Origin of the sequence: Staphylococcus muscae (assembly GCF_003019275.1) — a bacterium.
Classification (GTDB): Bacteria; Bacillota; Bacilli; order Staphylococcales; family Staphylococcaceae; genus Staphylococcus; species Staphylococcus muscae.
Map to the genome: position 1 here is coordinate 1,005,737 of NZ_CP027848.1, position 18,618 is coordinate 1,024,354.

At 38.4% G+C, this 18,618-nt stretch carries 13 protein-coding genes, 6 tRNA genes, 2 rRNA genes and 1 pseudogene; 1 reads left to right on the plus strand and 21 read right to left on the minus strand.

What is annotated here, in order from left to right; genetic code table 11:
• Positions 1 to 189: 189 nt before the first annotated feature.
• The 3 genes from C7J88_RS05000 to C7J88_RS05010 form a co-directional block, all read right to left on the minus strand.
• Positions 190 to 1,554: an EVE domain-containing protein gene (locus C7J88_RS05000; protein WP_095117545.1), complete on the minus strand. Its 1,365-nt coding sequence runs from the start codon at positions 1,552 to 1,554 to the stop codon at positions 190 to 192.
• Between the two features lie 158 nt (positions 1,555 to 1,712).
• Positions 1,713 to 1,949: a hypothetical protein gene (locus C7J88_RS05005; protein WP_095117546.1), complete on the minus strand. Its 237-nt coding sequence runs from the start codon at positions 1,947 to 1,949 to the stop codon at positions 1,713 to 1,715.
• A gap of 28 nt (positions 1,950 to 1,977) precedes the next feature.
• On the minus strand, positions 1,978 to 2,676 hold the full coding sequence (locus tag C7J88_RS05010) for a FadR/GntR family transcriptional regulator (RefSeq protein ID WP_095117547.1): 699 nt from the start codon (positions 2,674 to 2,676) through the stop codon (positions 1,978 to 1,980).
• A 246-nt stretch (positions 2,677 to 2,922) separates the two neighbouring features.
• On the opposite strand from C7J88_RS05010, the gene C7J88_RS05015 reads away from it, so the two are divergent.
• The gene (locus C7J88_RS05015) at positions 2,923 to 3,792 is read left to right on the plus strand and encodes a hypothetical protein (RefSeq protein ID WP_095117548.1); all 870 of its coding nucleotides are present in this window, start codon (positions 2,923 to 2,925) and stop codon (positions 3,790 to 3,792) included.
• Between the two features lie 56 nt (positions 3,793 to 3,848).
• Here the strand turns inward: C7J88_RS05015 and C7J88_RS05020 are convergent, their stop codons facing one another.
• The 18 genes and pseudogenes from C7J88_RS05020 to C7J88_RS05105 all read right to left on the minus strand — a co-directional run bounded on the left by C7J88_RS05020 (position 3,849) and on the right by C7J88_RS05105 (position 18,186).
• Positions 3,849 to 4,706 carry an HAD family hydrolase gene (locus C7J88_RS05020; protein ID WP_095117549.1) on the minus strand — a complete coding sequence of 286 codons (858 nt, stop codon included), beginning with the start codon at positions 4,704 to 4,706 and terminating at the stop codon, positions 3,849 to 3,851.
• Positions 4,707 to 4,792: 86 nt separating this feature from the next.
• Complete coding sequence (locus tag C7J88_RS05025) at positions 4,793 to 5,572, minus strand: ABC transporter ATP-binding protein (protein ID WP_371866990.1); 780 nt, start codon at positions 5,570 to 5,572, stop codon at positions 4,793 to 4,795.
• A gap of 185 nt (positions 5,573 to 5,757) precedes the next feature.
• Complete coding sequence (locus C7J88_RS05030; protein WP_249027486.1) at positions 5,758 to 6,672, minus strand: hypothetical protein; 915 nt, start codon at positions 6,670 to 6,672, stop codon at positions 5,758 to 5,760.
• Between the two features lie 196 nt (positions 6,673 to 6,868).
• Positions 6,869 to 7,315: a KwaA family protein gene (locus C7J88_RS05035; protein ID WP_249027487.1), complete on the minus strand. Its 447-nt coding sequence runs from the start codon at positions 7,313 to 7,315 to the stop codon at positions 6,869 to 6,871.
• A 98-nt stretch (positions 7,316 to 7,413) separates the two neighbouring features.
• Positions 7,414 to 7,616, minus strand: a pseudogene (locus C7J88_RS10685) (heteromeric transposase endonuclease subunit TnsA); the annotation flags it as partial.
• A 150-nt stretch (positions 7,617 to 7,766) separates the two neighbouring features.
• Positions 7,767 to 9,569 (minus strand): glutamine--fructose-6-phosphate transaminase (isomerizing), encoded by a 1,803-nt coding sequence (gene glmS / locus C7J88_RS05045; protein ID WP_095117552.1) that lies wholly within the window; start codon positions 9,567 to 9,569, stop codon positions 7,767 to 7,769.
• A gap of 525 nt (positions 9,570 to 10,094) precedes the next feature.
• Complete coding sequence (gene glmM, locus C7J88_RS05050; RefSeq protein ID WP_095117553.1) at positions 10,095 to 11,444, minus strand: phosphoglucosamine mutase; 1,350 nt, start codon at positions 11,442 to 11,444, stop codon at positions 10,095 to 10,097.
• A gap of 23 nt (positions 11,445 to 11,467) precedes the next feature.
• Positions 11,468 to 12,400, minus strand: coding sequence for a CdaR family protein (locus C7J88_RS05055; RefSeq protein WP_095117554.1), 933 nt, complete (start codon positions 12,398 to 12,400; stop codon positions 11,468 to 11,470).
• Entirely contained in the window at positions 12,401 to 13,207 is an 807-nt protein-coding gene (gene cdaA / locus C7J88_RS05060; RefSeq protein ID WP_095117555.1) for a diadenylate cyclase CdaA, read from the minus strand.
• Positions 13,208 to 13,288: 81 nt separating this feature from the next.
• Positions 13,289 to 14,194, minus strand: a complete 906-nt coding sequence (rocF, locus tag C7J88_RS05065; protein ID WP_095117556.1) for an arginase — start codon at positions 14,192 to 14,194, stop codon at positions 13,289 to 13,291.
• A 377-nt stretch (positions 14,195 to 14,571) separates the two neighbouring features.
• Positions 14,572 to 14,644 (minus strand) — tRNA-Lys (locus C7J88_RS05070).
• 3 nt (positions 14,645 to 14,647) lie between these two features.
• Positions 14,648 to 14,722 (minus strand) — tRNA-Gln (locus C7J88_RS05075).
• A 4-nt stretch (positions 14,723 to 14,726) separates the two neighbouring features.
• Positions 14,727 to 14,810, minus strand: a tRNA-Tyr gene (locus tag C7J88_RS05080).
• Positions 14,811 to 14,826: 16 nt separating this feature from the next.
• Positions 14,827 to 14,902: transfer RNA gene (locus C7J88_RS05085), tRNA-Val, on the minus strand.
• Between the two features lie 8 nt (positions 14,903 to 14,910).
• Positions 14,911 to 14,982, minus strand: a tRNA-Glu gene (locus C7J88_RS05090).
• A gap of 4 nt (positions 14,983 to 14,986) precedes the next feature.
• A tRNA-Asn gene (locus tag C7J88_RS05095) sits at positions 14,987 to 15,061 on the minus strand.
• An 11-nt stretch (positions 15,062 to 15,072) separates the two neighbouring features.
• A 5S ribosomal RNA gene (gene rrf, locus C7J88_RS05100) occupies positions 15,073 to 15,187 on the minus strand.
• Positions 15,188 to 15,261: 74 nt separating this feature from the next.
• Positions 15,262 to 18,186: ribosomal RNA gene (locus tag C7J88_RS05105) — 23S ribosomal RNA — on the minus strand.
• Positions 18,187 to 18,618 lie beyond the last annotated feature (432 nt).

Genomic DNA, 18,618 nt, shown 5'->3' on the forward strand with positions numbered 1-18,618 from the left:
TTTCTTATTACGTTTCTTAATATTCAATTTAAACCTCTCCCCTTCACTTAAAATGTAAGCGATTACAAATATCATACTATGACTCGATTTCTCCTGCAAGAATTTTCGGAATATTTTATGTACTTACGATCACTTTTATGTAAAAAGAAGTCTCGCCTATTTTTGAATAAGCGACACTTCTTCGTATGATTATTTTTTTGCTTGAATAATACGTGTATATTTCAACATTTGTGTAGAGTATGTTTCTTTCACTTCTTGTGGTGTTAAGTACGTCACGCCTACAATATGCCAGTTCGGGTTGAAGCGATAAAATGAATCTTTGTCACGACTCCATTTAATCATACTACCATCTTTGTTATAGCGTGGTAAAGTCATCTCATAACCTTCTAACACATTGATATACGTTTGGAAAATATCTGGATCAATGCGTTCAAACTGATCAACAACTAAGTATTGTCGGTCTGATTTCGGCATTAATTCTGTAATAAATCCTTCACGATAATACAATGCTCCTGCCTCGTTCGGCAAATATCGACCATACAACATCTCTTCAGAAAAATCCGGATGCCCAACTGTCATCACGGGTGTCGCATTCGCTTTCTCTACAAGGGAAGTCGCTGCTTTGAGACCTTCTGTTTTATCGTCAGCCAATAATAGAATAAACGGCTTTACATCTTCTTCCTTAGGCAACTCATAATCTGCCTTCACAGTTTCAAACTGTCCTTTGAGACCGTCATTTTCACTCATTTCCATCATCGCATGATACTGCGTTGGTGTTAAGCTCGCAATTGCTTGCTTCGCATTCTCTTGTAAGAAATAGAGATTTTTAAGTTTTGGGTGTTTATTCAACGTCATCAAACTCATCGGATGAATATCTTCAAGATAACGTATCTCAATCGCTGTACTATTCGTTCTTCCTGACTCTGGTGGGCGTGTATGAATATGATGCGCAACTTCTGCACGTCCTACAATCGATTGATTCATATGTCTGTTATACACCACAATCTGGTCACCGACTTCAAGTTGTGTATAGTGGTGGTAACCATTGCGTTTAATACCGTTACGTGTATGTGTATAAATCGTATATGTTTCTTCTGGTTCAAATGTTTCTGTTTCAGCCATAAAGAAATAGCGTGGAATCGTTACATCCCCCGTCCCAAGTCCTTTTATTAATTCGAACTCGTCATAAGAGATTTTGTTGAACAATGTCTCTTTCATATTATTCATGCGAAATTCTAGTGCTTCACTACGCTTTAAATACTCAGTCGTTAAAGGTTTGAACGTTTCATTAAATTTAAATTGTACGTGAATTTTATTCTGTGCACCTGTTGTGACACTTATGATTTCACCCCACCCAAGTAATCCAGCATCTGTCTGCACTTGATAAAAGATAACTTTATCTCCTACTTGTGCTTGTTTAAATGCACGAAAACCTTGTGTCGGATTGAATTGTGCGCCTGATTCAAAGACAGTGGTTTGTCCTACTAACGGTTCATTGTGATTCCATCTATTATAACCACAATTCAGCCAAAAGTAATTTGTTTCTGCAGCCATGGTATATGATTCTCCTTCACCATATAGTTATCTTGTTCATTATAAGTGTTTATAGTTTAAACAACAACAGATTTTCTAGAGTTTCTTATCTCTATTGTAAGATACTGTTTGACTAGATGCATGCTCACGAATGATATTCTAGCCCTTCCAACACAATCTTATCTTGTAAAAATTTGTATAAGTCCAGCAATCACTGGAAAGACATTAACGAGTATTCCACCTAGCTTCAACATATGGCTAATGTCTGGATTAGGGAGCGTCCACAATGTGGCAATAATTCCCAACATGCCAATCATGACTGGAAACATGAGTGACGGAAAGAGGGGTACCTCAAAAAAGATACACGCACCCGACAAAATGCCACATATGAGCGCCATATATAAACCGATTTTCAATAAAATTCCTCCTTATGATTATTACGTGTTAATCGACAATATAATGATCGATCAATGTTTGACGAACTTCTGCTAGATGACACGCCATATTTTTCATCGCTGTTTCACCATCTTGTTGCTGAATAGCTTCCAAAATAGCTGTATGTTCATGAAAAAGTCGTTCCATCGTTTTTTGACGATTATATAAATAAATGTGGCGTGTCCCCTTCATCGTTTGTTGAATTAAATCAGATATATTGTGCAATAATTCATACAATAACTGATTATCCGATGCTTTTGCAATGGCGAGATGAAAGCGTAAATCCGCTTCTTCTCCAGACTCTCCCGTTTGAATCGCATTGCGCATATCACTGAGTGCATGTTCCATTTCTTCCAACATTGCATCCGTTCGCCGTTCTGCTGCAAACTGTGCCGTTGACAGTTCAACCACTTCACGTAATTCCAAAATTTCTTTCACTCTTTTGGGCGTTAATGATTGCGTAATAAAGTCAAAGAGCTGTGGTGTTTTCTGTTTAACAAAAGTACCATAACCATGTTTCATTTCAATTAAACCGATAATCCGTAATGCATTTAAAGCTTCACGCACAGAGGCATTACTTACCCCAAAATCTTCCGCTAATTTTTGTATTGAAGGGAGACGTTCCCCTTCTTTTAACACACCACTTTCTATTTGCTCAATTAATCTATTTGCAATTTGCTCATAAATTTTAGGGCGTGATATTTTCATTGTTATCCTCCTTATAACTAATCTGTTAGTTTAATGAATATTGCATCTAAAACATGACATTATACGAACTACTTTTAATGTTTTCTAAAAATCATTCGCTTTCTTACTAATGTTATAACACAATTAACTTATTCATGCGATAAAACATCACAGTATTAAAATTTTACATTTTTCTTTTATCATATTAATTTGCAAATGGGCGTGTTTTTGATATCGTTGAGTATATGTCGAAAGGAGTGCTCACCTTTGTTTAAGTTTACAAGTTTATTTTTAGAACATACAAAGTTACAGCGAAAAAAATTATATAGTATGAACTTAGTCAATTTCCTGTTGATGTTAATACTTTTAAGTCTCTCAGTATTACCAATGGGGCTCATATTTAACTTATGGGCAATGGCTTTCTTTACAGGGCAAGGCAATACGATGTCACTCATATTGGTGACAATGGGCGCATTGCTATTAATCGCATTAATTTTCTTAATGATTACCTTCCCACTCTTCGTAGGAACGATTCGTTCGATGTACCAGGCGATTACACAACAAGCGACACTTAAATGGTCTGTGTTATTTAGTACTTTTAACGGAAAAATATGGCGTAAAAGTCTTCTAGTTGGTCTCGTCACGTCTCTGTTCTTACTTGTGTTAGTCATCATCGATTACTTTATTACAATGGGCTTACGTCAACTCTTAAAGCCTCTTGTATCAAGTAACTTTACTGAAATGATGATTCTATTCGTTATTGCTGTTATTTCTAGTATTATTTCAGTGTTTATCGCGATTTTTATCATCAATTTCATCACAGCATTTGTTAAAAACCCTGATAATAAAATTCGTCATAATATCAAAATTGCATGGACAACAATCAAAAATGGTCAAAAAACATTTTTACCATTCTTAATTGGACTCTACCTATTAAACTTGACCTTACTTATCTTTGCAGGTCCTGTCTTTTACGGTATTCAAATGAGCCAAGCACATATTTCACAAAATCTCGCCTCAATTATTACCGGTATTGTTAGTGCAATATTCTTTTTTATTCGTTATACTGTTTATTTCATCATGCTCGGTACAATCATCACGTACTTTCATCACCAAGGACATAAAAACGTATCATAACACATAATATAAACGTAAGTGTCGTTCAATCATAAACGCACTTACGTTTTTCTTTATCATTTATTCATTAAATGTTCAATGAGAAAGCGTGCTGCACCATCATCATTATTAGTCACTGATGTTTCATACATCGTTAATGCTTTAATTGCATCACTGGCATTTTTCATCGCAACTGTCACGCCACCAACTTCAAACATCGTTCGGTCATTATCACTGTCACCCATTACAAGTGTCTCTGATATATCAATATTAAAATGTTGACACATCTCCTGAATACCAGTTCCTTTATTCACTTGATAAGCCATCGTTTCCACATTGTTCGGTGTTGATTGCGATACTTCAATTTTTAACATATCTATTTGTGACTTAATCGCTTCACGAAATGCAGCAATTTTTTCCAAATCAGGATGGAATAAATAAATTTTTGAGTAACTCAAATCTTCTGGAAATGTCTCTTGCCATGATAATTTCGTTTCAACCGCTTCTTGTCGAGACAACCATTCACTCGTTCCTACTGATTGGGGTTGTTCGCCTTCAATAAGTTGCAACATCCATGTCTTATCTTCTGTTAACGCAAAACGTGGTTGATTAAATGGAAATACTTCATAATAAATTCCTGCATCTTGCGCTTGTCGAACAATTGCACGTACACCTTCATCTGATAAACCATGTTGAAATAACACATCTTCTCCGATATGACCACTCGTACCATTGGATGAAATAATGCCATCAAAATGTAATGTGTCGGGAATCAACAATGAAATTTCTTCCTTTGCACGCCCTGTTGCTAAAAAGACTTTGTACCCCGTTTGTCTTAATCTTGAGATCGCTTCTGATGTATAATCAGTTGCACGGTTATTCTCACGTAAAATAGTCCCATCCATATCTAAAAATATTGCCTTCACTTGTTGCATGATTAACGATCCTTTCCACATTGTTCTTGGTAATCTATACATATAAAGTGTGTCATCTTCTCATACGAAAAGCAATCAATACCTATTTATAATCGAATCAGTTGGTACCTTCCTTTTTGCTGCTCTAATTGCACAAGTATTCCAAATAATTGTGTGAGTGTTTGACTCGTCAAAGTTTGATGAATCTCACCACTTTTTTGTATTTCCCCTTCCTTCAATAACAAGGCATGGGTAAAATCTGCCGTTACTTCTTCCACAACATGCGTCACATAAATGACTGCCATCTCTTTATCATCATCTTGCAAATTCACAATCATATCCAACAGTTGTTCACGCCCTACATAATCCAATCCATTACAAGGCTCATCTAATATTAACAAGCGTGGGCGTGTGACGAGTGCACGTGCTAACAATACACGTTGTTGCTCTCCCGTTGATAACTGCCCAAAGTAACTGCCTTCAAAATGTGACATGCCAAAGCGACGTAGTATTTGTTGCACCTGTTCTATTTCCTGTTGCGTTGGCGTTTGATATACTCCTATCGACTTGTAAATACCGCTTAAAACGACATCTCGCACTATTTCTCCTTCCGCAAAACGATCGTGTAATCCACCTGAAACATAGCCGATTTGTTCACGAACCCGATGTGCGGAGTATCCTTCATGTCCAGGCTTCATACCAAATAGACTGACTTCTCCTTGCGATGCAAAATCATACGCAGTCATGACATTTAATAAAGTACTCTTACCTGCACCATTCATACCATAGACTAACCATTTTTCTCCCGGTTGAATCTGCCATGAAATATTATGTAATAGCTGTTTTCCACCTTTTATCTTTGTCATATTGTTTAATTCAATCATCAATACCACCCCTATGTTTAAAAAACGACTGACTTCACAAATGAGGTAAAATCAGCCGTTTGATGTTAATTAAAAGTATGCTACAAACGTTGATTTTATAATAGAAAAAACTATAAATTTTGTAAAAATCAGAATGTATAGTTTTAGTTTTGAATCAGAATTATTTTTTATAAAAAGATTAATTAAAACTAAATAGCTATTTCAACCTCTCCAGAAATCAAACGTTGAACAATACTGTTATGAATAATACCTACAAATGTTTTGGCTGTTTCTGGTGTTACGGTAATTGTTTTATTGTTATCATCAAAAATAACTCTTAGAGATTCGTCAAGTTTGTCCACAGCTTCTTTAATTTGCTCTATTGAATAGCTGGTTTCAGGAGTATTATATTTTGACAATCTTCTTACTGACCTTGCACTGCTACTTAATTTTTGAAAAACCAAATTATTGTCTAAACCTAAAAATTTATATTTATCTGCGGAAATAGTGTACTCTCCTTGAATAAATCTATTAATGGTAGCTTGTGACTTAGCTTTTCTATTTTCATTTAAGGTCAACATACTTTCAAATCTATTTACATCATATACAAAAAGTCTTTTAGTACTTCGGTCTAAACGTGCTGTAACAGCAGGAGGAATTTGAATCCCTTTTGGCACATCAACCACAGTAGTATTATCTGTTATTGAAAACGATAAGATGGGTTTATTCTTAATTACAGCATTTCTTGCAATTGATAGAAAATAAAGAGAATTTTCATCTTGTACAATTAAAAATTTTACCCCCTCATTTTTTTCAAAATTTCTTATGTGCTCTGGTTTATTGCCGAAATTTGAAAATTGAATAACTCTATCAGTTTGATTATTCAATAAATTTTCTATCTCTGATTTAAAAGTGTATAAATAACTTTCTTCTAAAATATTTTTGAAATCTATATAATATGGTATATCTTCAATTAATGCATTCCCATTTAAAACTTCCATATCATTTTCTGCTTCCTTCTTTTCCTTTAAATCATTGTTGAAGGCATTGTATATACTATTTTTCTGTATCTCCTGTCTGCAACTGATAAATTCTATATAACTTGGAATTTTTGATGTACACATAAATTCTCTCTAATGCCATTTATAAAAACCTCACTTCTCATACATAGTAATATATAATCTTGATTTCAAAGGTTCACCTATATGGTAAACTTTAAATTCTTCATATTTTTTTGATTTAAATGTAAATACATAATCATCGTCTTCTGTTTTGCATAAGTCTATACCCAATATTATAAGAAAAATATTTGGGAAAATATCAGTACTTTTTCATAATTAAAATATAAATCAGAATTTGAATAATAATAAAAATTAAAATAGCTACCAATAAGTTACTTTCAATAATTAATACCGCCGGTAAAACATTGCCTAAAAGAAAGGAAATTATACTACCGTTTATTTCTTCTAAATTATTTAATTTAAATTTTTCTTTCTTATTATTTAAAACTCGATCTGTAGAAGGAGTTTTATATTGGTTGATTATTAACCATTTTAGAAATAGAGCCAATATAAATAAAATCAAAAATAAAATTCCGCACCACCAATAAACATCTAATTTCATTTTTAAAATCGTAGTATCGAATGGATGTTGAAATTTATCATCTATTTGAAGTAAGAATAAAAAATAGGCTGGTGTCATAGCAGTTATAAAATATAAAAATTTATAAAAAAATCTAGTGCCATAAAAAATATCAAACACCTCCATCCATTAAAAATAACAGTAAATAAAAGGGGGGAATTTAAACCTTAAATAAACAGTTATTGCAAGAACCCTTTCTTCTGTTCTTTGTAAAGGTCGAGTTAGGGAAATTGTTCTCGAATATCGATAATACAATTTGAATATCAGTTAAATAAAAGTAATTCCATTCTAAATCAGATAAAAATTCATGTTCTCTTCCTATCTTAATACCTTTTAATCGTGTAGAACGACCGAGTGATAAAACATCTTGAATATTTAACCACAGCTTATAATCCGAACCAATACCTGAATCTCTACTTTCTTTAATCTATTTTCCATTTTTATATGTTCTATCTCTTTTAGACATAAAAATATCCCTTTGAATTAATATAATCCAAAAGGATATTTCATCGCAACTTTTTAACGAATGTCGCATCTTTATTTTAAATCTATACTTTTTACTTTATGAGACTGTAAACTATTCTACTGTTACAGATTTTGCTAAGTTACGTGGTTTATCCACATCTAAGTCACGATGCAACGCTGCATAGTATGAAATCAATTGTAATGTAATGACCGATACTAATGGCGTTAATAGTTCATGAACGTGAGGAATCACATATGTGTCTCCTTCTTTTTCAAGTCCTTCCATTGAAATAATGCTTGGACGTGCACCACGTGCCACGACTTCGTTAACGTTACCACGAATTGATAAGTTCACATGACTTTGTGTTGCTAATGCAATGACTGGTGTGCCATCTTCAATTAATGCAATCGTACCATGTTTCAATTCGCCACCTGCAAAACCTTCAGCTTGGATATATGAAATCTCTTTTAATTTCAATGCGCCTTCCAAGCTGACATGATAATCAAGTGCACGACCGATGAAGAATGCATTACGTGCTGTTTCAAGGAAATCTTTTGCAATTTGTTCCATTTTCGGTGCATCGTCAACAATTGTTTCAATAGCAGCCGTTACTTTCGCTAATTCAGGCAATAGATCTACGCCTGTTTCACGACCACGTGCTTCTGCTACAACTTGTGCTAAGATTGCCAGCACGGCGATCTGTGCTGTGTAAGCTTTTGTTGAAGCAACTGCAATCTCAGGACCAGCATGTAACAATAACGTATGATCCGCTTCACGTGATAACGTTGAACCCGCTACGTTTGTGATTGTTAATGAACGATGACCTAGTTTCGTAGTTTCAACAAGCACTGCACGGCTGTCTGCTGTTTCACCTGATTGAGAAATATAGATGAATAGTGGACGTTCAGACAATAAAGGCATATTGTACACAAATTCAGATGATACGTGCACTTCTGTTGGGACACCCGCCCATTTTTCTAAATATTCTTTTCCGACTAAACCAGCATGATAACTTGTACCAGCCGCAATAATATAAATACGGTCTGCTTTTTTAACATCTTCAATAATGTTTGAATCCATACTCAAGTTACCTTGTTCATCTTGGTATGCTTGGATAATACGACGCATTGCTGCGGGTTGTTCGTGAATCTCTTTCAACATATAGTGATCATAGACACCTTTTTCAGCATCAGATGCATCGATTTCAGCTGTATAGCTGTCACGTTCAACAATATTTCCTGCTAAATCTTTGATTGTGACTTTATCACGTTGTACCAATACAATTTCTTGGTCTTTTAATTCTTTGTATTCACTTGTCACTTGGATCATTGCCAATGCATCAGATGCGATTACGTTAAAGTTGTCACCAATACCTACAAGTAATGGAGATTTATTTTTGGCAACATAGATTGTATCATTGTCTTCGCTGTCTAATAATCCTAAAGCGTATGAACCGTGTAATAATGAAATCACTTTTGTAAATGCTTCTTCTGTATTCATACCTTGATTCGCAAAGTATTCTACTAACTGTACGATAACTTCTGTATCTGTATCTGACACAAGTGTTACTTCTGGAATATAAGTGTCTCTTAACTCTTCATAGTTTTCGATAACACCGTTGTGTACAAGTGTAAAACGTTCACTTGTTGATTGATGTGGGTGAGAGTTTTCATAACTTGGGACACCATGTGTTGCCCAACGTGTGTGACCGATCCCAACTTGCCCATCAATATCGTTATCTGATGTTTTGCGTAATTCTGCGATACGGCCTTTTGCTTTTGTTACAGTGACATCATTGTCGTCACGTGTTGCAATTCCAGCTGAGTCGTAACCACGATATTCTAACTTTTCAAGTCCATTTAATAAAATTTCTTTTGCTTTTTCATAACCAATATATCCTACAATTCCACACATAATTTTTCCTCCATGTTAAAAGAACGGTACAGAAAGCTATCTTGATGTCATATGAATTCTGTTTAATCCATCATGATACCAATAACACTTATGTATCGTTTTACTTATTATTTTTAAATTATTGGCGATCTTATTAACTTTGTCCAAAAGGTTACCCTTCTGTTTTAATTAATAAGCTACGAATGAGCCACATCCGGGATAGCATCCGCCGAACTGATTCGATCACTATCCTCCTCGTCTACAAGCATATACATCCATCTCTTAATAAACTCTGTCTAGTTTATCAATCTACAATGAACGGCAATCACTTGTACTGGCGCTTTAATTAACTACAATACTTCCCTCCAATCAGTACACAATATATTTTATTTTACACTGTTCAAAACTTCCAATGCAAATAAAAAATGCTCATTATATTAAAAAACTGATAAAAATGCTCTTATTTTAATAACCACTAACATATACTATCAACATCCATAAAAAGAAACCCGCTATCTTCGACTTGATATCGGGTTTCTCTGAGGATTATAATCCCATTTTTTCTTCTACAACATCTGCAATTGTTTGTGCAAAACGAACTGCATCTTCATCTGTTTTTGCTTCAACCATGACACGTACAAGCGGTTCTGTTCCGGAAGGACGAACTAGAATACGTCCTTCTCCGTTCATCTCCGTTTCAACACGGTCCATGACTTCTTTGACATCAGCATTATCTTCTACGCCATATTTATCAGTGACCCTTACATTTACAAGTGATTGTGGGTATTTCTTCATTTGGGCAGCTAACTCACTCAGTTTTTTGCCAGTACGCTTTACAACAGCTGCAAGTTGCACACCTGTTAATAAGCCATCACCTGTTGTGTTGTAGTCCATCAATACGATATGACCCGATTGTTCGCCACCTAAGTTGTAATTACCACGTCGCATCTCTTCCACAACGTAACGGTCTCCAACTTTTGTTTTATTCGATTGAATGCCTTCTGCTTCTAAAGCTTTATAGAAGCCTAAGTTACTCATCACTGTTGAAACAATCATGTTATCATTCAATTCTTGGTTTTTCGCCATTTCTTGACCGATAATAAACATAATTTGGTCACCATCAACGATATTACCTTTTTCATCCACAGCAATTAAGCGATCTCCATCACCATCGAAAGCCAATCCAAAATCACAACCTTCTTCAACAACCTTCTTCGCTAAAGGTTCTGGGTGTGTTGATCCGACACCTTCATTGATATTGTAACCATCTGGACTGCATCCAATTGTCATCGTGTCCGCTTCAAGGTCTCCAAATAAGAAAGGTGCAAGAGAAGCTGTTGAACCGTTAGCACCATCTAAACCAATCTTCAGTCCTTCTAAATTCACTTCAATCGTTGACTTCAAGTAACTTAAATACTTTTGTGCCCCTTCAAAGTAATCCGATGTGTGTACGATCTTAGAACCGATTGGTCGTGGTAATTCTGTCGTTTCATCATCTAATAAAGCTTCAATTTCTTGTTCTTGTGCATCACTCAGCTTGAAGCCATCTGAGCCGAAAAACTTTATACCGTTATCTGCAACAGGGTTATGCGATGCTGAAATCATTACACCTAATTCTGCTTCCATTTCACGTGTTAAATACGCAACTCCCGGCGTTGAGATAACACCTAAGCGCATCACTTCTGCACCAATTGATACAAGCCCTGCAATTAATGCGTGTTCTAACATCTCCCCAGATACACGTGTGTCTTTCCCCACTAACACACGTGGATGTTCTGTATGTTCATTATGTGCTAAAACATAGCCACCGTATCTTCCTAATTTAAACGCTAACTCTGGTGTTAACTCTTGGTTGGCTACGCCTCTGACACCGTCTGTCCCAAAATATTTACCCATAATTCATATCTCCTTTATATTATTCATTCAACGGATATCGTAGCAGTGACATCTGTTGGTTTCGTGTAAGATACTTGATCTGGTAAGTCCAATTTCACTGACCTTGTCGTAGTAGTCGAGACACCATTGACATCCACTTCTCCAGATATTTCATCGACATCTTCTAAGGCTTCTCGATTACCATAAAGGTCAATTGTCGATTTATCTAAGGTCACATCGCCTACCTTAAAACCGTCAGCAGCTGTACCTTTTTTCGTCAAATCAATCTTCACTTTTTTATGATACGGTTCAACATCAACTGTTACATCGACAGTTGAAGGAACCACTTGTACATCTAGCTTATTCATATTTTTATCGAAAACAGCGACATTTGCTTTAGCTGTTGTTTTTTGAGTGATCAGAAAATCTTCTCTTAAACTTGCTTTTGCAAATGCAATTCGATCCAACTGTTCTTTTCCGCCGATGACTTTCACCGTATGATTTTTAACAGTTGCTTCGGAAACTTGGTAATTTGGATCAACTGCATATCGACTAATATTCGGCTCGATGATCACTTCTCGTGATTCTTTCTTCTCAATAGAGAGTGTTGCTTCTTTAGGATAGACACGATAATTAATATCTCTGTCTAAACCACGCACCTGAAATGCAATCGTTTGTTCACCTGTACCGGCATCTGTCGCATCTAACGTGACTTTGTAATCTTCAACTTTTGTTGCTTGTAACACTTTAGATTGCGGACCACTCAACTCAACATCGACTGTATCTGGTGCCCCTGACACATATAGGTCTTTGTTGTTATTGATCACTTCTACTGGTACATTCTTAATCGTCTTATGCCCATCTTTTGCAATATTATCTGTTGTAAAAGAATCTCCTAAGACATTATTTACTGATAAGAACAGTAGCAGCGCCAATATTAACGCAAAAAAGCGCAAGCCCCATTTAGACTCTAACATCTAATTCACACCTTTCTTTACAAAGTGTGTTCCAAACCAATGTTCAGACAGTAATTCTTCAAAAACTTCGACTGAAATATCTTTACGCAGCTTGCCATCAAAAGTAACTGATATAGAACCTGTTTCTTCTGAGACGATGACAGTGAACGCATCGGATACTTCTGAAATACCAACGGCTGCACGATGACGAGTCCCCAAACTTTTAGCAATTTTCGGACTATCGGACAACGGCAAATAACTCGCTGCGGTCGCAATCTTATCTCCTTGAATAATCATTGCACCATCATGTAACGGTGTATTCGGAATAAAGACATTTGTTAATAATTCCTGCGAAATGTCTGAATGCATTGGAATACCCGTTTCAATATAATCTTGTAATCCCGTTTCTTTTTCAAAAACAATCAATGCCCCAATACGGCGCTTTGCCATATATTGAACAGCTTTTGATACGGCATCAACAAGTTTTGGTACTTCTTCATAAGATGTGGTCGTATAGCGTTTAAAGAAGCTGCCACGCCCTAATTGCTCAAGCGCACGTCTGATCTCAGGTTGGAAGATAACAATGATTGCTAAAAAGCCCCACTGCATCGCCAAATCAAACATCCTTGAAGTTGTTGTGAGTTGTAAGTATTCACTGACGGCTTTCCCGATTAGAATAAATAATATCCCTTTTAATAACTGAATGGCTTTCGTTCCCCTAAAAACTGCAATCAATAGGTAGATGACATACCAAACAATTAATAAATCTAGAATACCCGTGACAACTTCAAGCGTACTTAATTTTTCAAAGAGATTTGAAATATGCATAGCATCTCCTCCGGTAATCTATTCCCATAAGATCTATTATAACAAGGATAACAGTCACTTGTCATATATCATTTGTGAAGATTATAATAATGTTTCACCGAAGAACGAACCTAACAATGCCACCGCTTGTTCTGCTGTATGATTACCATTGTCTAATAGTGGATTCACTTCTACTACATCCAATGAAGTAATTAACCCAGATTGCTGCAATAACTCTAGCGCAAAATGACTTTCGCGATATGTTAAACCACCCGACACTTTCGTACCAGTTCCAGGCGTTTCATTTGGGTCTAAAGCATCTACATCCAACGACAAGTGAATACCATCCGTACGCTCTTTTAGGTATACAATCGTTTCTTGAATCACTGTCTTAATTCCTAACGCATCGATATCTGCCATCGTATACGTTTTAATACCATGTTTTTTAATATATTGCCGCTCACCATAATCTAAGTCGCGCATACCAATTAGTACAATACGATCAGGTGAGACTTTAGGTGACATACCACCAAGCTGTGCAAGTTGTTCATCCCCTTCTCCAGCAAGAATGCGAAGAGACATGCCGTGTACATTGCCAGATGGTGATTCTTCAGGTATGTTCAAGTCACCATGTGCATCATACCAAATCACACCGAGTTGATCGTAGTGAGCACTCACACCTGATACAGAACCAATTGCTAGTGAATGATCACCACCTAGTACAACTGGGAAATGCCCTTGTGTGATGCTTTCAGATACCTTCTCCATTAATGTTTTATTGTATGAGAAAATTTCTTCATAATTTCTCAGTCCTGACGTCTCAGCTTGTAGCTTTTCAACACTTACTTTTGGAACAGAAATATTCCCGCTGTCTAATACTTCATGACCAATTCTTTGAAGTCTTTCAACAACTCCTGCATAACGAATTGCATCCGGGCCAAAATCCACACCGAATTTCCTTTGACCGAATAATACCGGTGCACCTATAAGCTCTATCTTTTTATTCATATAAAATCCCCCTTGTTTTAGATCGCACTTGATAACCCCTTGAATGCATCAAGCGCATCATTGTCAGAATAATCAAGCAATCGAATAAAATCAAGTATTTATATGCTAACTTTTATATAATTAAATAGTTTCATGCATTTTGACTTTCATTTTTAGTAGTTTTAATATATCATTACACATAGGCGCATCATGTCTCCTCTTTATTTTTTGTTTAGTCACTTAAAATTATAGAGGCATGAGCGCTTTTTTTGTATCCAAATGATTTAAAACATAAAAAAGGCGGGATAGCATTTCATGCCATCCCACCACAAAAGGTGAACATCCTTTAAAACATAAAAAACCAAAAAAACCTACCTCGATTGAGATAGGGTTACAAGTGAGCCATAGAGGATTCGAACCTCTGACCCTCTGATTAAAAGTCAGATGCTCTACCAACTGAGCTAATGGCTCTTATGGCTGGGCTAGCTGGATTCGAACCAGCGAGTGACGGAGTCAAAGTCCGTTGCCTTACCGCTTGGCTATAGCCCAAAGATGGTGGAGGGGGGCAGATTCGAACTGCCGAACCCGAAGGAGCGGATTTACAGTCCGCCGCGTTTAGCCACTTCGCTACCCCTCCGCGTATAAAATTAAAATGGTGGAGAATGACGGGTTCGAACCGCCGACCCTCTGCTTGTAAGGCAGATGCTCTCCCAGCTGAGCTAATTCTCCAAAAAAAGTGACCCCTACGGGACTCGAACCCGTGTTACCGCCGTGAAAGGGCGGTGTCTTAACCGCTTGACCAAGGGGCCTTAATGGCTCCACAGGTAGGACTCGAACCTACGACCGATCGGTTAACAGCCGATAGCTCTACCACTGAGCTACTGTGGATTAATAAGATTACCTGGCACCGTCCTACTCTAGCGGAACGTCAGTTCAACTACCATCGGCGCTAAAGAGCTTAACTTCTGTGTTCGGCATGGGAACAGGTGTGACCTCTTTGCCATTGGCACCAGATAAATTTGAATGTTATACATTCAAAACTAGATAGTAAGTATATCAGTTACACAAACAAAACCTTGTGAAAAAATTTGATTAAGTCTTCGATCGATTAGTATTCGTCAGCTCCACGTATCACTACGCTTCCACCTCGAACCTATTAACCTCATCATCTTTGAGGGATCTTATAACCGAAGTTGGGAAATCTCATCTCGAGGGGGGCTTCATGCTTAGATGCTTTCAGCACTTATCCCGTCCATACATAGCTACCCAGCTATGCCGCTGGCGCGACAACTGGTACACCAGAGGTATGTCCATCCCGGTCCTCTCGTACTAAGGACAGCGCCTCTCAAATTTCCTACGCCCACGACGGATAGGGACCGAACTGTCTCACGACGTTCTGAACCCAGCTCGCGTACCGCTTTAATGGGCGAACAGCCCAACCCTTGGGACCGACTACAGCCCCAGGATGCGATGAGCCGACATCGAGGTGCCAAACCTCCCCGTCGATGTGAACTCTTGGGGGAGATAAGCCTGTTATCCCCGGGGTAGCTTTTATCCGTTGAGCGATGGCCCTTCCATGCGGAACCACCGGATCACTAAGTCCGTCTTTCGACCCTGCTCGACTTGTAGGTCTCGCAGTCAAGCTCCCTTATGCCTTTACACTCTTTGAATGATTTCCAACCATTCTGAGGGAACCTTTGAGCGCCTCCGTTACTCTTTAGGAGGCGACCGCCCCAGTCAAACTGCCCGCCTGACACTGTCTCCCAGCACGCTAAGTGCTGCGGGTTAGAAATCCAATACAATTAGGGTAGTATCCCACCAATGCCTCCACGTAAGCTAGCGCTCACGCTTCTATGGCTCCTACCTATCCTGTACAAACTGTACCGAATTTCAATATCAGGCTACAGTAAAGCTCCACGGGGTCTTTCCGTCCTGTCGCGGGTAACCGGCATCTTCACCGGTACTATGATTTCACCGAGTCTCTCGTTGAGACAGTGCCCAAATCGTTACGCCTTTCGTGCGGGTCGGAACTTACCCGACAAGGAATTTCGCTACCTTAGGACCGTTATAGTTACGGCCGCCGTTTACTGGGGCTTCGATTCGTAGCTTCGCAGAAGCTAACCACTCCTCTTAACCTTCCAGCACCGGGCAGGCGTCAGCCCCTATACGTCACCTTACGGTTTAGCAGAGACCTGTGTTTTTGATAAACAGTCGCTTGGGCCTATTCACTGCGGCTCTTCAGAGCGTGAACCCTAAAGAGCACCCCTTCTCCCGAAGTTACGGGGTCATTTTGCCGAGTTCCTTAACGAGAGTTCGCTCGCTCACCTTAGAATTCTCATCTTGACTACCTGTGTCGGTTTGCGGTACGGGCACCTATTTTCTAGCTAGAGGCTTTTCTCGGCAGTGTGAAATCAACGACTCGAAGAAACTTGTTTCTTCTCCCCATCACAGCTCAATCTTTACGAGTGCCGGATTTGCCTAACACTCAATCTCACTGCTTAGACGTGCACTCCAACAGCACGCTTCGCCTATCCTACTGCGTCCCCCCATCGCTTAAAACGAATTTAGGTGGTACAGGAATATCAACCTGTTATCCATCGCCTACGCCTTTCGGCCTCAGCTTAGGACCCGACTAACCCAGAGCGGACGAGCCTTCCTCTGGAAACCTTAGTCAATCGGTGGACGGGATTCTCACCCGTCTTTCGCTACTCACACCGGCATTCTCACTTCTAAGCGCTCCACATGTCCTTGCGATCATGCTTCAACGCCCTTAGAACGCTCTCCTACCATTGTCCTACGGACAATCCACAGCTTCGGTAATATGTTTAGCCCCGGTACATTTTCGGCGCAGTGTCACTCGACTAGTGAGCTATTACGCACTCTTTAAATGATGGCTGCTTCTAAGCCAACATCCTAGTTGTCTGGGCAACGCCACATCCTTTTCCACTTAACATATATTTTGGGACCTTAGCTGGTGGTCTGGGCTGTTTCCCTTTCGAATATGGACCTTATCACCCACATTCTGACTCCCAAGTTAAATTATTTGGCATTCGGAGTTTGTCTGAATTCGGTAACCCGAGAGGGGCCCCTCGTCCAAACAGTGCTCTACCTCCAATAATCATCACTTGAGGCTAGCCCTAAAGCTATTTCGGAGAGAACCAGCTATCTCCAAGTTCGATTGGAATTTCTCCGCTACCCTCAGTTCATCCGCTCACTTTTCAACGTAAGTCGGTTCGGTCCTCCATTCAGTGTTACCTGAACTTCAACCTGACCAAGGGTAGATCACCTGGTTTCGGGTCTACGACCAAATACTCATTCGCCCTATTCAGACTCGCTTTCGCTACGGCTCCACATTTTCTGCTTAACCTTGCATCAGATCGTAACTCGCCGGTTCATTCTACAAAAGGCACGCCATCACCCATTAACGGGCTCTGACTACTTGTAAGCACACGGTTTCAAGTTCTCTTTCACTCCCCTTCCGGGGTACTTTTCACCTTTCCCTCACGGTACTGGTTCACTATCGGTCACTAGAGAGTATTTAGCCTTAGGAGATGGTCCTCCCAGATTCCGACGGAATTTCACGTGCTCCGCCGTACTCAGGATCCACTCAAGAGAGGTCACGTTTTCGACTACAGGATTATTACCTTCTATGATTAACCTTTCCAGGTTATTCGTCTAACATGTCCTTTTGTAACTCCGTATAGAGTGTCCTACAACCCCAACAAGCAAGCTTGTTGGTTTGGGCTCTTCCCGTTTCGCTCGCCGCTACTCAGGGAATCGATTTTTCTTTCTCTTCCTCCGGGTACTAAGATGTTTCAGTTCTCCGGGTCTGCCTTCTTACATGCTATGTATTCACATGTAGATAACACGACATAACTCGTGCTGGGTTTCCCCATTCGGAAATCTCTGGATCACAGCTTACTTACAGCTCCCCAAAGCATATCGTCGTTAGTAACGTCCTTCTTCGGCTTCTAGTGCCAAGGTATTCACCGTGCGCCCTTAATAACTTAATCTACTTTTGATTGACAATCGCTCGCATTCTGCTTCATCATTTCACAATCGCTCGATTACTTACACATAGTAAGCGCACTCGCTCTTGTTCATGATTTATAGACTGACAAGCGTTTTCAATTCAAAACTGTGTTATTAATTATGTGAGTCGTCATTTGACGACTAGCGATAATTTTTTTAGTTTCAAGCTTTCGCTATTCACTCGGTTTTTGCTTGGTAAAATCATTTATACTTACTTATCTAGTTTTCAATGTACAAACAATTTGTTTGCCAAACGTTCGCATTCGTCTTCATCATTTCATAATCACTCGATCACTTACACAAAGTAAGCTCACTCATTCTTATTCATGATTCATAGACTGACAAACGTTTTCAATACAAATTTAATTATAGGTTGAACCCTCAAATATGAGCATTCAAAACTGAATACAATA